Annotated in this window: 11 protein-coding genes; 1 reads left to right on the top strand and 10 read right to left on the bottom strand. The window is 37.0% G+C overall.

Features of this window, described 5'->3' with window-relative positions; genetic code table 11:
• Positions 1-23: 23 nt before the first annotated feature.
• From NU09_RS15510 to aspS, 3 genes are all read right to left on the bottom strand, one after another.
• The gene (locus NU09_RS15510) at positions 24-389 is read right to left on the bottom strand and encodes an NADH-quinone oxidoreductase subunit A (RefSeq protein ID WP_129752217.1); all 366 of its coding nucleotides are present in this window, start codon (positions 387-389) and stop codon (positions 24-26) included.
• Between the two features lie 290 nt (positions 390-679).
• Positions 680-877 (bottom strand): cold-shock protein, encoded by a 198-nt coding sequence (locus NU09_RS15505; RefSeq protein WP_129752216.1) that lies wholly within the window; start codon positions 875-877, stop codon positions 680-682.
• A 379-nt stretch (positions 878-1,256) separates the two neighbouring features.
• On the bottom strand, positions 1,257-3,008 hold the full coding sequence (aspS, locus tag NU09_RS15500; RefSeq protein ID WP_129752215.1) for an aspartate--tRNA ligase: 1,752 nt from the start codon (positions 3,006-3,008) through the stop codon (positions 1,257-1,259).
• A gap of 377 nt (positions 3,009-3,385) precedes the next feature.
• On the opposite strand from aspS, the gene NU09_RS15495 reads away from it, so the two are divergent.
• On the top strand, positions 3,386-3,739 hold the full coding sequence (locus tag NU09_RS15495; protein WP_129752214.1) for a toxin-antitoxin system YwqK family antitoxin: 354 nt from the start codon (positions 3,386-3,388) through the stop codon (positions 3,737-3,739).
• Between the two features lie 113 nt (positions 3,740-3,852).
• On the opposite strand, the gene NU09_RS15490 is transcribed toward NU09_RS15495, so the two are convergent.
• The 7 genes from NU09_RS15490 to NU09_RS15460 form a co-directional block, all read right to left on the bottom strand.
• On the bottom strand, positions 3,853-5,007 hold the full coding sequence (locus tag NU09_RS15490) for a PepSY-associated TM helix domain-containing protein (RefSeq protein WP_262708033.1): 1,155 nt from the start codon (positions 5,005-5,007) through the stop codon (positions 3,853-3,855).
• A gap of 60 nt (positions 5,008-5,067) precedes the next feature.
• Complete coding sequence (locus NU09_RS15485; RefSeq protein ID WP_129752212.1) at positions 5,068-5,799, bottom strand: DUF4198 domain-containing protein; 732 nt, start codon at positions 5,797-5,799, stop codon at positions 5,068-5,070.
• A gap of 72 nt (positions 5,800-5,871) precedes the next feature.
• Positions 5,872-8,367, bottom strand: a complete 2,496-nt coding sequence (locus NU09_RS15480) for a TonB-dependent receptor (protein WP_242501891.1) — start codon at positions 8,365-8,367, stop codon at positions 5,872-5,874.
• Positions 8,368-8,637: 270 nt separating this feature from the next.
• A complete protein-coding gene (locus NU09_RS15475) occupies positions 8,638-12,087 on the bottom strand; it encodes an efflux RND transporter permease subunit (RefSeq protein WP_129752211.1) in 3,450 nt (1,149 codons plus the stop codon).
• 23 nt (positions 12,088-12,110) lie between these two features.
• A complete protein-coding gene (locus NU09_RS15470; protein WP_129752210.1) occupies positions 12,111-13,268 on the bottom strand; it encodes an efflux RND transporter periplasmic adaptor subunit in 1,158 nt (385 codons plus the stop codon).
• Between the two features lie 21 nt (positions 13,269-13,289).
• Positions 13,290-14,663, bottom strand: coding sequence for a TolC family protein (locus NU09_RS15465; protein WP_242501890.1), 1,374 nt, complete (start codon positions 14,661-14,663; stop codon positions 13,290-13,292).
• Positions 14,664-14,692: 29 nt separating this feature from the next.
• Positions 14,693-15,286 carry a TetR/AcrR family transcriptional regulator gene (locus NU09_RS15460; protein WP_129752209.1) on the bottom strand — a complete coding sequence of 198 codons (594 nt, stop codon included), beginning with the start codon at positions 15,284-15,286 and terminating at the stop codon, positions 14,693-14,695.
• Positions 15,287-15,358 lie beyond the last annotated feature (72 nt).

The raw sequence follows: 15,358 nt of genomic DNA, 5'->3' as shown, positions 1-15,358 counted from the left end.
AGCCTCAAAAAGCATACCTAATACTATTCCCACTCCAGTCCTTTTTTCTTAATTACATAAAAGAAGCCTACAACTAGAAGCAGCATAAAGATGCCCATTTTGTAAAAACCTTCAAATCCCATATCGCGGAAATTTACGGCCCACGGATACATGAAAATTACCTCTACATCAAATAATACAAATAGTATGGCGACTAAAAAATATTTTACAGAGAACGGTATACGTGCATTACCTACGGATTCTACACCACATTCAAAGTTTTTATCCTTGTTTACCGAGTGCCTTTTTGGTCCTAAAAAGTTAGAAACAATAATGGTCGCAACCACAAAGCCCACGGCAAGCGCCATTTGCATAAATATAGGGAAATAGTCTACCTGATTTGTTTGCATAACTGGGTTAAATTATTAAATCAATTCACAAATATACATGTCCTGCCTGAACTATTTAAAGGATTTGCTCATTGATGAGTCCTATTGCCTTAATTTTTATTTAGAACGAATAAAAATAAAAACTATATTGTTTTCAATCAGAATATTGAATGTTTAAAAATAGATTTTAGTTGTTAATTTATTCTTAAAAAAATATTTAAAAAAATGATTTTAAGTGTGTTATTAACAGAAAAAAGCCGCTCTGTAACAGAGCGGCTTAAGCCTAATAGGTAATCGATAATATTTTTATATTAGTCAATAGCTACTACCTGAGCAGCTACTTTACCTTTTCTTCCTTCTTCTTCTTCATAGCTTACTTTGTCACCTTCACGAAGATCCTCCGTTTTGATTCCTGTAGCATGAACGAAAATGTCTTTTCCTGTTTCGTCGTCTGTAATGAATCCGTAACCTTTAGACTCATTGAAAAATTTTACTTTGCCTGTGCGCATTGTGTAATAAAAAAAATAATTAATAATGGTCAAAGATAAACTTATTTATGACACCGCAAAGAAAAAATGTTAAAAAAATTTAATAATTTTTAATTTTCACATTTTTTATTGAAAATATTTAAAATTAAAGTTCAAAATACCAATTATTAATCATGTAGTGAGTACTTGATTTTACTGAGCTCTTTTGAAAATGACTTGTCTAATTGAGTTTTAAACTATATACTGTCTCTATGTTAAAGTTTTGATTATCTGGTACATTAATTCTTATACGTAGCTTACAAATTAAGCTCCAAATCTGTTGGTTTAAGTCAATATAAGGGAGATAAAAAATAAAAACAGGCATCAATCGATGCCCGTTTTTATTATATGTAGAATTGGCTTATGCCAAATTTACTTTTATGCTAAGCTCTTTAAGCTGTGCATCATCAATAGTTGATGGTGCATCAATCATTACATCGCGGCCTGAATTGTTTTTAGGGAATGCAATAAAGTCACGAATTGTTTCCTGTCCGCCAAGTATAGCCACAAGCCTGTCAAAACCAAAAGCAAGACCACCATGTGGTGGTGCACCATACTGGAATGCGTCCATAAGGAAACCAAACTGTGCTTTAGCCTGCTCTTCGGTAAAACCAAGATATTTAAACATTAACTGTTGTGTAGCCTTATCATGTATCCTTATCGATCCGCCGCCTATCTCGTTTCCGTTAAGTACAAGGTCATAAGCGTTAGCCCTAACTTTTGCCGGTTCGGTTTCCAGTAACGGGATATCATTTGGTTTTGGCGATGTGAACGGGTGGTGCATAGCGTGGAATCTTTCTGTTTCCTCGTCCCATTCCAATAGCGGAAAGTCTACTACCCAAAGCGGAGCAAACTCTTCCGGTTTTCTTAAACCTAAACGGGTTGCAAGCTCCATACGTAAAGCACTTAAGCGTGTGCGTGTTTTAAACTCGTCGCCCGAAAGTACTAATATAAGGTCACCTTCTTTAGCACCTGTAGCTTCGGCCCATTTTTTAAGATCTTCCTGATCGTAGAATTTGTCTACTGATGATTTATAGGTTCCGCCTTCTTCACATTTAACATATACCATTCCGCTGGCACCTACCTGAGGGCGTTTAACCCAGTCAATAAGTCCATCTATCTCTTTTCTGGTATAAGCGGCACCGCCCGGTACGGCAATACCCACAACAAGTTCTGAACTGTTGAATACTCCAAAATCTTTATGTTGGGCAACTTCGTTCAGTTCGCCAAACTCCATTCCAAAACGGATGTCCGGTTTGTCGTTACCATATTTTTTCATGGCCTCATCGTAGGTCATTCTTGGGAATGCGCTTACTTCAATGCCTTTAAGTTCTTTTAATAAGTGGCGTGTTAAGCCTTCAAATATCTGGATGATATCTTCCTGTTCCACAAAAGCCATTTCACAGTCTATCTGTGTAAATTCCGGTTGCCTGTCGGCTCTTAAATCCTCATCACGGAAACACTTAACAATCTGGAAGTATTTATCCATACCGCCTACCATAAGTAGCTGCTTGAATGTTTGAGGTGACTGCGGAAGTGCATAGAACTGACCTTCGTTCATTCTTGAAGGTACAACAAAGTCACGTGCTCCTTCAGGAGTTGATTTGATAAGAACCGGAGTTTCAACCTCGATAAAGCCTTGTCCTGAAAGGTAATTTCTAACCTCCATTGCCACTTTGTGACGGAAAAGAAGGCTATTTTTTACCGGGTTGCGGCGTATGTCCAGGTAACGGTATTTCATACGGATATCTTCACCACCGTCTGTTTCATCTTCAATAGTAAACGGAGGGATTTGTGAAGCATTAAGTATAGTAAGCTCTTTTACCAGGATTTCTATTTCTCCCGTAGCCATGTTAGGGTTTTTAGACTCGCGCTCTATAACTGTACCTTTTACCTGTATAACAAACTCACGGCCTAATGTTGCAGCAAGCTCAAAAACTTCTTTTTGTGTTCTTGCCTCGTCAAATATTAACTGCGTAATGCCATAACGGTCCCTAAGGTCGGCCCATATAAGGAAACCTTTGTTACGCGTTTTTTGTACCCATCCTGCTAAAGTTACTTCCTGACTGATATGCGAAGCGTTAAGCTCTCCGCAATTATGACTTCTATACATTATCTCAATTAATTTTAGATGTGCAAATTTAGCAACAATTACCAATTATGCTCATACTTAGGCAGTCAAAATAAATTATTTTAGAAATATACCTATATATATAAGGAGAGAATTTACTATAACATTTCAATATTGTAGGTTAAATCTTAAAATTTTGAAGTTTTGATGTAAACTTAATGTTATGTAAAAGAATTTTTAATTTAAAACAAGAAATCTCTGAAATGTATAGTATTTATTAGGTATTTGGTTAGATTGATGAAATATTCAATGTTAAATCTTACCTCAATGTTACCAAATTGTTAAGTGAATGTATATTTAGTGTAAAATAATTTTGTATATTCGTAGTAATAATAGTAAATATAAATACAAAACGAGATATGAAAAAGATAATTATTGCCGGATTGCTGTTATCAGCATGTTTTGTTACAGCACAAGAGACTCCAAAGCCAAAATATGAATTAGAAAGCCAAACTGTTAAAGCAACTTTTTATTATGATAACGGACAGGTTAAACAACAGGGTTATTATAATAAGGATGGTAAGCTTCACGGACAATGGGTGGCTTACAATGAAGACGGAACCAAACAGGCGATAGGGGAGTATGTAAACGGAGAAAAAACAGGAAAATGGTTCTTTTGGACCGGGTCTATCCTTAACGAGGTAGATTATAATGACAGCAGGATCGCAGATATTAAGAAGTGGTCTAAAGAAGCTGTAGTTTTAAATAAGTAAGTCGTTAAAAAACTTATTTATTTAAAAAGGCTGTAAGGATTATACTTACAGCCTTTTTTTGTAAAAAATAGAATACACTAACTCAAGATACGGCTCTGGCCGTAAATTACTTTTTATATTGTTTGCTGCTTAGAAACTGTAGGCTTTGTTTTTCCTCCTTTTTTGTTTCTTCGTCCCCACCATATAAGAAACCCGGTAACCGGCAACATACCCGCTATAAAGCTGGCAATAAAGGCAATTATCTTACCCGGAATACCCAGTATGGCACCCACATGTATATCGTAGTTTGCCGTAATAAGTTTCTCACCAAAGTTCTTTTCGCTGTGGTTGCGCTTATGTAATAATTCACCGGTGTATTGGTCAAACATAAGCTGGTGGTATACATAATATTTACCCGGATATTGCTGAACATATACATCAATAACTCCTTTGTCTTCCACCGGTTTGCCTATACTATAGGCATCGGCATCGCTATATTCTTTTTCGGTATAGGCACATGCTTTATCAAAAGCGATGTCTTTATCGTTATTACTTGTAACCGATTCTTTCTTTACAACCTCAGGAAGCGTTATGCTTTGTGAACCTATAACATAAACTGTTTTTTGAAACCAGGTGAATGCCCAAACCATTCCGGTAAAGGCTATAATAAGTACGATAACAGAAATGTAAAAGCCAAGGATGTTGTGCAGGTCATAGTTTTTCCTGCGCCATTGGGTAGAATCTTTCCACTGGAATTTAAAGCGCTGTTTGCGGGCTGCCTTATTTTTAGGCCACCATAGTATAATACCTGTAATAAGCATTATTACAAAAATAAAGGTACCCCAACCTACTATTGGCTGGCCGATTTCGGTTTTAAGTAAAAGGCTCCAGTGAAGCATCTTTACAATATTAAAGAAATCCATCTTTTCATTGTAAATGCCAAGTACTTTACCTGTGTAAGGATCGGTATATACCTTATAATAGTATTCAACGGTATTAAAATACCATATGGATTCTGATTCAGGATTTGCCTTAAAGCAATGAAACTCCAGCGATTTTTCAGGGTTTTTATAAACGTGAACATCGTTTATCTGAATGGTATCGCCTATTGCTTTTTGTGTTTGCTCCCATAAGGCACTTACAGGCAGACGGTTTTCCTTAACCTCAGGAACGTAAATCTCATCGCTTCGCTGCCACTCTATAATTTCCTGGCTAAACACATAAATGCATCCTGTAACCGCTAGGAACAAAACCATCAGGCCGGAGGTTAACCCCAGCCATAAATGCATTTTACAGATCCAATGCTTAAAGCCTTTTTTCTTTTTACCTTTCTTTTTGCTCATAAACTTTTATCCTAAAGGAATAGCATAAGTGGCACAATGCCAAATAAACTGATATTCTTTGCCGTTATAACTTCCAGGAATTTCTTCTTTTGTTGTTACCTCAAGAATATATTTTGTTTTCCACGGGAATGAAAACTGTATCTGTCCGTTTTCATCTGTCCATACTTTTTTAGACCAAAGGTCTGAAATAAATACGGTAACTTCCTGACCTTTTACAGGCTCACCTTTATAAAGCACTTTTAAGGTAGCTTCGCCTTTTTCTTTGTGCTCTTTTTTGGTAATATCTACAATTGTTAACCCTTCAGGGTTAATAGCCGCTGTTTCGGCAGGTTTGTTACCTACTTCTACCTTTGCTACAGAATGGTAATGTGTTTTGAATATCCCAAAGTCATATTGGGTATAATCTATAACGTCAATTTCATTATTATTTAGTACAACAGTATAAGTACCGTTTGTTTTTGGGGTAAAATAACCTGTGAAAAAAGTTTCTCCCGGTGTTACCTCAAGTTGTTGTTTTTCTCCGTTAGGGGAAACAACCCATATCGTAAACTTTTTCATTTTACCAAAGGCTTCCTCATTTACCTTTTCGATTACATTATAAGTGTATTCGCCAAAATAAACTTTTACTTCCTGCTTTTGGTTTACTTTACCTGTTAGTGCGGTTTCAACCCACATAAAGTGTGCAAAAGACTTTGCAGAAACCATAAATAATAATAGTAATAAAACTGACTTTTTCATATTCTCTTTAAATTACGACATCCCTCCCGAAACCCGGAAGGGACTTGCCGTATGGTTTATTTTAGTTTACTCTTAGAAATTATAAGTTACGTTTGCCGAGAAAATTCTTGGCTTTTGCGGACTGATTGTAGACCAGCCTTTGTAATAATCTTTATTAGTAATGTTATCAAGTTTAAATGTTATAGTAAAAGCATCTGTATTATAGAAAACAGAACCGTTTAACACAGTATACTCCGGAAGTGTGAAACTACCGCCCAGATTTCTGTTGAAAATCTTATTCTCACTGGCATAGTTACCTCCAAATCCAAGTCCGAATCCATTTAGTTTACCGTTTGTAAATCTATAACTTGCCCATGCATTAGCTAAGTTTTGCGGGCCTGCACTTTCTGGCCTTCTGCCTACAAAGTCTACATCTCCTTTTGTTAATTTACTGTCGTTGTAGCTATATCCTGCTATAATATTTAGCCCTTTTACAGGTGTAGCTGTTACACTAACTTCAAAGCCCTGGCTTTTTTGCTCACCATTTTGGTAGTTTCTAATGTCATCAAGTAAATTATCAGAAGGATCATCAGGATCTTCGCCAAGATTTTCTGTAGTTATAGAGTAAACAGCATCTTTAACAATAATATTGTAGTAACTCAATGTGGCAGTAAGCTTGTTATTTAAGTTAAGTTTAGCTCCTGCTTCAAACTGATTAGCATGTTCAGGTCCAAAAGTTCTTGGAATATCAATTTCATTAATCCTGTCGTTAGTAGGTGCAGTATTAGAAAAACCGTTAAGATAATTTGCAAAAAGGGCTACTTTATTAAGAATAGGCTGGTATACTAAACCAAATTTAGGAGAAAGTGTTGTTTGATTAAAATCATCTGCCGTAGTACTAAGATTTCCTTTGTTTGAAAAATGATCTAACCTTAAGCTAACCATTGCCGAAAGGGCAGGGGTAAAGTTTATAACATCAGAAGCATAGGCACTGTAAATTTCTTCTTTAGTTTTAGCAGGATTTATAGTTCCGTTAGCCAGTAACGCATCTGTCCCTGCTTGGGTAAGTACGCCCGTTTCATCAACAAAAGTGTCTGGATCTGTATTGCCTAGTACAAGTTCATTAAACTGCTGTAGGTTACTGCCAATATAAATCAAACCATTACCAACATAAGGTGAGCTGTTGTTAACTACATTTCGGTTAAAGTAATCTAGGCCTACCACCATTCTGTTTCTTAATCCGGCAATTTCAAAATCGCCCATAAAGTTTTGCTGAATGTCTGTTCCGTAAGTCTCAGAGTTTTGCTTACTGATATAACGGCTTAGAACAACACCTTCAGTTACAGGAGTATATTGTGTACCCTCATATAGGTATGAATAATAACCGTCTGATTTAGCAGAGGTTCTAGAAAATACAGTTTGTGACATCCATTCTTCAGATAATTTATAATTCATCTGTCCCTGTATATTGAATGTAGGAGTCTCTATATATAAATCGTTTCCTGTATATGAACGTTTATTGTCATATTTAAATTCATTCATATCATGTACCCTAAGTTCTGCACCCCTGTCAAGGAAAAGCATAGGCTGATTAGTACTACTTCCGTTATAAAACTCAGTATTTACAAGAAATGATAACCTGTCATTTACTTTATATGATAATGAAGGAGCTACAAATAGTGATTTTTTAAACCCTGCATCCTGAAAGCTGTTTTCAGTATGATAAGCAGCATTTAATCGCATTAAAACGCTTTTATCTTCATTAAGAGGAGTATTTATATCAACAGTAAATCTATTAAGGCCGTATGTTCCTGCAGTGTAGGAAATATTTCCGCCAAAATAGTTATATGGTTTTTTAGTAGTGATGTTAATTAAACCTCCGTATGATATTAGGCTACTACCATATAAAGTTCCTGACGGTCCTTTGATAACTTCAATACTCTCTATATTTGCAGGATCGGGACTTCCGTTTGTTATAGACGGTAAACCATTAACCATTGTTGGCTGTACAGCAAAACCTCTTAAAGAGAAGTAACCTGCACCGTCTCCGCCACGTCCTGTAGATTCCCATAATTTATCAATACCGGGAGCGTTTTTAAGGGCGTCATCAAAGTTGGTTACTACCTGTTCTTTTAATAGTTCTGATGTGATTACATTGTAAACCTGTGGGTTTTCAATATCTTTTAAAGGCATTTTAGAAACAGTTACACTTTCAGTACGGGCAAATTTGTTTCCTTTACCTTCTATTATAATTTCATCAAGCTCTTCCTGGCTTTCGGCAAGGGTAAAGTCTTTTGTAATGATTTGTCCGGCTGCCAGAGTGATGTTTTCTTCAACAGGCACAATACCTATTGCAGAAACACGAAGTACATAGTTACCCGGTTTTACATTTTTAATTTCGTAATTACCCTGAGTGTTTGTAATCGATGAAAAAGCAGTTCCCTTAAGAACCACCGTAATGTTTTCGGCAGGTGTATTGCCGCTCAAGGTAATTTTACCGTTTATTTTGCCGCGTTCCTGTGCAGTTGCTACCGCTGTACAGATTAGCATTAGGCTAAACAGTGCTTTTTTTAGTATAGAGATATTCATTGTTAGATGGTGTTTATTTTATCGGCAACAAAATTATAAGGCAGTCAAATAGAAACCAAATTATTTTTAATTATTCTAAATAAAATTAAAAATGCTTTATTTAGATTAATTATAAGTAAAAAATTAGCCCTTTTTTTATCAGGATTTAAAAAATTATGAGTTTCTGTTTGTAAATCTTCAGCGTTTTCAGTTGTTTTTTGGATAGGGGAGGACAAAAAAAAGGGCCAATTCATACAAATTGGCCCTTTTAAGATAAATATATATAGAGTATTAATGGTGGACAGATTGTTTTTTAAGTCTGATTTTTATTTTCTGAAGCATGAAGAACATAACCGGAACAATTACCAGGGTAAGGAAAGTGGCAAATATAAGTCCGTAGATTACTGTTTTTGCCAATGGACCCCAAAAGATTACGTTATCACCACCCAGATAAATCTTAGGATTGTACTCAATAAATAAATTAAAGAAGTCTATGTTCAGTCCTATTGCAAGCGGTACAAGTCCCAATACGGTTGTAATAGCCGTTAATAGTACCGGTCTTAAACGGCTGCGACCACCTTCTACAATAAGATCTCTGTATTCCTCTTTTGTAAGCAGTTCATCTTTGTCCATCCCTTTTTCGGCCAGTTTACGGTCTATAAGGAGTTGGGTATAGTCAATAAGTACAATGGCGTTGTTTACCACAATACCTGCTAACGATATAATACCCATCATGGTCATAATAATTACGAAGTCGTCGCCAAAGAATACCATGCCAAAGAATACCCCTCCAAAACTCAATACTACCGACATCATAATGATAACCGGTTTTGATACCGAGTTAAACTGTGCCACAAGAATAAGTACAATACCACCTAAAGCAATTAAAAGTGCTTTTACAAGGAAGACCATGTTTTTAGACTGCTCTTCCTGCTCTCCTGTAAAGGAATAGGTTATTTCGCTCGGCATTTTATAGTCAGAAAGTTCTTTTTTAATCCTTTCCACGATAATGTTACCGTTATAACCTGTGGTTACGTTAGAGTATACTGTAATAATCCTTTTAAGGTTCTTTCTTTTAATAGTATTAAAGGTTACTGAATTTTCAGCTTCTGTAATAGCAGAGATAGGCACCTGTACCAGTTTACCTGTAGCCTGGTTCCTGAAGGTAATAGGCTGGTTATACAGTATGTTGTTATCATTACGCTGATTTTCCTCAAGTCTTACGTTAATTTCATAATCGTCTTTACCTTCTTTATAAGTAGAGATTTTCTCCCCGTAAACCGATCTTCTTAAAGTTTGCCCTACCTGACCTGATGTAATACCTAACTGCCCGGCCTTGTCTATATCCACCTGGATATCTACACCCGGCTTTTGTTTGTTTACATCTATTTTAAGCTCTTCTATACCGGCAATATTTTTACCGTTTATAAAAGTTTTCATCTTTTCGGCTTCCGCAAGCATCTGGTTGTAGTCCTCTCCGGTAATCTCTATGTTGATAGGATAACCAGCCGGAGGTCCGTTCTGCTCTTTTTCCACAATAACCGATACACCGGCATAACCTTTAACTACTTCCCTTATCTCGTCCATTACGTCCTGGCTATTTTTGCCTTTACGATATTTAAACTCGGTCATAGTAAGGGTTACCTTGCCTCTGTGAGGCATGTCGTTTTCCGACCCGCCTTCGGTTTGTGGATTACCTGCTCCCTGACCAACTTGTGCTATGGCGCTTTCTACCATATAATTGCTGCCGTCTTCTACATACTTGTTGGCAATCTTGTATACTTTTTCCTCTATTATTTTAGTAAAGGCATCGGTCTTTTTAATATCGGTACCTTCGGGGAACTCAATGTAAACCATTATCTGGTTAGGCTGGTTTTCCGGGAAAAACAATACATTTGGTTGAGAAACACCTACAGCAACAAAGGAAAGTATTAATAAAATGAAGGTTCCTATAAAGAAAAGACGGGGCTTATAACCTGAAAGGGCAAAGTCAAGGAAACTTTTGTATTTGTTTTCAAGCCATACAAGACTGTTCCTTTGGAATTTGTCCATACGCTTAAGCAGGAAGTATTTGTAAATCCACATCATTATTACAAAGAATAACATTAGGTTACCCATACCTTTTAATGCACCGGAGCCTGTTGCAAACCCGCCTATTAATGTAACTGCACCTATAATACCTATAATAAGGCTTAGTATTATCATTCTCTTTTTAGGCATCTCTTTTTCTTCCAGCCTCATAAAGTCGGAAGTAAGCATGGCGTTAATTACCAATGCCACAAACAGTGATGAACCTAATACAATAGATAACGTCATTGGGAAATAGATCATGAATTTACCCATGGTGCCCGGCCATAAACCAAGAGGGAAGAAGGCCGCAAGGGTAGTTGCTGTAGAGGCGATAATAGGCCATGCAATTTCTCCAATACCTTCTATAGCCGCTTTTTTGCGCGACATACCCTGACTCATGAGCGAGTATACGTTTTCCACAACCACAATACCATTATCCACAAGCATCCCCAGACCCATTACCAGCGCAAAAAGCACCATGGTATTAAGCGTGATACCTAATGAGGCAAGTATCATGTATGACATGAACATTGATAACGGGATAGCGATACCTACGAATAAGGCATTACGCAAGCCAAGGAAAAACATTAGTACCACAACCACCAGTACCACACCAAAGATAATGTTGTTTACAAGGTCGTCTACCTGAGCAATAGTTCTTGAAGACTGGTCGTTAGCATAAGTAATGTTAAGTCCTTTAGGGAAATAATTAGCCTGAGCTTTATCGATAATTGCCTTAACACCGTCTACGGCTTCAACCATGTTTTTACCGCTTCGCTTTTTAATGTCAAGCATAACAACCGGCTTACCGTATTCACGGGCATAGGTTGTTCTTTCCTTTTCCTTAAATGTTACGGTAGCTATGTCCCTAAGGTATACTTTACCGTCCTGGTGCTTAACAATAATGTTTTCAAGCTGTGCAGGGGCATCTATTTCACCAATTACCCTTATGTTCTTTTTAATACCGTCGCGGGTTACACTACCGCCTGATATGGTTTTGTTTTCAAACTTTACGGCATTAATAATGTCGTCAAAGCTAACCTGTGCAGCAGCCATTTTATAAATGTCTACTGCAATTTCAACCTCTTTATCTTCGGCACCGCGAATGGCAGCTTCCTTAATTTGCGGAAGCCTCTCAATACGGTCTTCAAGATATTCGGCAAACTCTTTTAATTTTTCTGAAGTAAAGTCACCGGTAAGGTTCACGTTTAGTATAGGGAACTCTTCTGCAATATTAAGGTCAAATGTGTTAGGCTCAACTTTAGCACCCCCATCCAGGGTAGGCCATTCGGTATCCGCTTTAACTTTGTCAACTTTATCCTTAACTTTTTGCTTAGCGTCTTCTACAGTAATATCCTCATCAAATTCCACTAATATCATCGAGTAGTCTTCCAGCGTATTTGAGGTAATTTTTGTTACCCCAGATATGTTGTTAAACTCATCTTCCAGTGGTTTTGTTATAAGCTTTTCAACATCTTCGGCCGAGTTGCCGGGGTTTATTGAGCTTACATATATCTTGGTCTCCTTAATTTCAGGGAAGCTTTCCCTTGGCATGGAATAGTAGGAGATAAGTCCACCCAAAAATATAATGGCCGTGATAACATATACTGTCATCTTGTTGTTTATGGCCCAGGTGGACATGCCGAAACTTTTTTCTATTTTTTTACTCATGTTGGTTGTATTATGAGTTATGCTTACTTAATAATTTCTACGACTGAACCGTCTTTAATACTCTTGGCTCCGTCTGTAATAATTTCTTCTCCGGTAGTTATACCCGATTTGATTTCCACATAACCATCAGAAGTATAACCTGTTTTTACTTCCTGCTCAACAGCTTTTACTTCATCCTTATCTGATTTGTTTACAGTATAAACTACAAGTCTTCCGCCTGCTTTTTGCTGTATGATGTTTTCAGGAAGCAATAGTGCTTTATCGGTTTTGTAATCTTCTATTTTAAGTACCGCAACCTGATTAGGGCGTAATAGGTTTTCAGGATTAGGAAGTGCTACCTCAATACCAAATGTCCTGTTGTTAGGATTGATGTAGTTACCTATCTGGCGTACTTTACCTTTGTAAGTTTTGCCTATTGCATTAAGGCGTACCTCTACAGGAGCACCAAGTTTAATCTGGCTTAGGTAAGTTTCAGGCACTGTAGCCGATACATACATGTCACCAAGGTTTACTATCCTGAACAGTTCCTGGCCAGGACTTACTACTTTACCTTTTTCGGTCATAACCTCGTCTATAGTACCGGAGAACGGGGCTCTAACTACAGTCTTGTTTAATTGCGATTGTAACTGGGCTACTACTTTTTGCTGACTCTCTAATGATGTTTTGGCTTGTAGGTACTGTATTTCGCTACCTATTTTTTGATCCCAAAGCCTTTTTTGTCTCTCAAAAGTCGTTTGGGCTAAATCTAGCTGCGCCTGTGCCTGAGCAACCTGTGCGCTTACTCCGCCATCGTCTATTCTTGCAAGAACCTGACCTTTAGATACTCTTTGCCCCGCTTTTACATTAAGCTGTTGCAGTATGCCAGAAAATTCCGGGTATATAAGTATGTTTTGTTTAGTGTCTACATTACCCTGTATTTCTATAAAGTGGGTAAATGTGGTGTCTTTAACTGCTATTGTTCTAACCAATATCCTACTTCTGTTAGGGTCAAGCGAATCGATTGCAGCATCAATTTTTGCAAGTTGGGCAGCAAGTACTTCATAATCGGCATGCACCTCTTCACGTGCTTGCCTTATCTTATCGATGTCGTTAGATTTTACAACTTCATCAACGTTTAGTTTTTTCTCTCCGCATGAAAAAAGAAGGAGTGAAAACGCAGATATATATACTAATTTTTTCATCTTTTTAATTTTTAGGGTGTTTTATTGTGCGGTTAGTTTTTCAAGGGCTGCCCTTTTATCTATCACTTGGGTCATAGAATCTAAATAATCCTGTTGTGCAGCATAAAGCTGACGCTGAGCCTCAGTAAACTCAAAGCTGCTGGACAAACCTTCCTTAAACTTTATTTGTTGTTTGTTTTCTATACGCTCGGCTAATCTTAAGTTGTTTTTAGATGTAAAGTATTCTTCTATACTGTACTCATATTCACTTTTAGCCTGCTGATATCTTAACTTAAGATTTTGCTCAAGCTCTTCCTGTTGCGTTCTTGCCTGCTCTAAAGCTATTTTAGCCTGTTGCGTTCTTGCACTTCTTTGAAGGCTGCTGAAAATAGGCACATTAAGACTAACACCTAAGTAAGAGTAATTAAGCCATTGTTGATTGCTCTGGAAAAAGCTAAAATCGTTATTAAAACCATTGTAACCAAAAGCCAGATTTGTTGAAAGGGTAGGCAGAGCCTTGCTTTTTTCCTGTTTCATCAACAGCTCTTGTTGAATAGTGTTGATTTTACCTAACTTATAGTCTATGTTTTGCTCCACGTTAAACTCTTCTGCAGCAATACTCAGGTCTAGATTTTCCTCGGTTAGGCTTTCCAGTTTATCGGTAAGTACCAGTTCATCATTAAGTTCTATACCTAATATTATCTTAAGCATGTTAAGCGAGATGTCGCTAAGCCTTACAGCATTTTTAAGTGAGCTGTCAATTTTTGCAAGTGTAATGGAAATCTGCTCTACATCTTCTTCTTCCGAAAGTCCGTTCTTATAACTTTCGTTTGTTTCTGTGTAATTCTTTTGTAATGTAGCTTTGTTTTTTTCAAGAATAGCAACGCTTTCCTGTAGTAGCAACACATTTCCGTATGCATTAATTACCTGCTCCTTTACTTCGATGTCTGTTTTTTGCTTTGAGTTTTCGTAGTAGGCTAAATATACTTTAGCAGCTTTAAGGCCTACTATATAACTTCCGTCAAAAATAAGCTGGTTTAGTGTAGCCCTGGCATCAACAGAGTGTTTAGTGCCAAATGCCACTTCTACAAATTCTCCCGGATTGCCGCCAAAGAATTCGGCCGGGACAACGTTTTTCTGTAGCTCAAAATTGTACTGATAATTACCGCTGGCACTAATTTGCGGCAAACCTGTAGCAATGGTTTCCCATTTTTTCTTGTTTGCTGCGGCGATATCTCTTTCAGAGTTTATAACCGTGCGGTTATACTCAAGGGCATGCTGTATGGCTTCGTTAAGGGTAAAGGAGAAATTTTGTGTTTCATCCTGTGCCTGTATGGCCGGTGCTGCTAAGAGAATCATTGCTGCAACAAAACATTTTAAGGTTTTGTTGTTAAAATAAGTGATGATTTTCCTCATACCTAACTGTGATTAATTGATTGATGTATTTATTTAAAAAGGGTATTCATTATTATTTCTTTACGCTCATCTATAATGGCGTCATAAGATTCGTCGCTTATCCCCATGTTTTCCTGAAGTAATGGCCTCATGGAAACCGGGAACGAAGTAAGTGATATCATGTTTAGAAGAAACTGCTCCGGTCTCATTTTATGGATATTGCCTTTTTCCATTTCCAGTGCTATTTCCAGATAAAACTTATCCAGCATTCTGTTCATGGCTTCAGAATCTTTAAAACAGCTGCCCTGATTCATTTGGGTAACCATATAAATTTCCAGGTAAGGATATTTTTTGGCCTGCTCAAAAAACAGGTCCAGGTATTTTTCTATCTTTTGATGAAAAGGCAGGTCAGAAAAAATGATTTGCTCTCCCATATCCTTTTCTTTTTTCTGTGCATCCTCAAAAACAATTTCAAAAAGATTGTCCCTTGATCTGAAATAGTAGTTTATTAATGTCCTGTTTACTCCGGCAGCATCTGCAATTTCCTGTGTAGTGGCTTTAAAACGGCCTTCACCAAAAAATATCTTTTTGGCAGTCTCTTTTATCAACTCTTCAGTATCTATATCCAGTTCTTGTGTTGACATTTTTGTTTAACTTTTTTGTTTGACATTTTTGTTAACGCAAAAGTAGCGGGTTTGTAACAAATAAATATGTTA

Origin of the sequence: Flavobacterium beibuense (genome assembly GCF_004151245.1) — a bacterium.
GTDB lineage: Bacteria > Bacteroidota > Bacteroidia > Flavobacteriales > Flavobacteriaceae > Flavobacterium > Flavobacterium beibuense_A.
The sequence above is the reverse complement of the archived record's forward strand: the minus strand, read 5'-3'. Positions and strand labels throughout refer to the sequence as shown.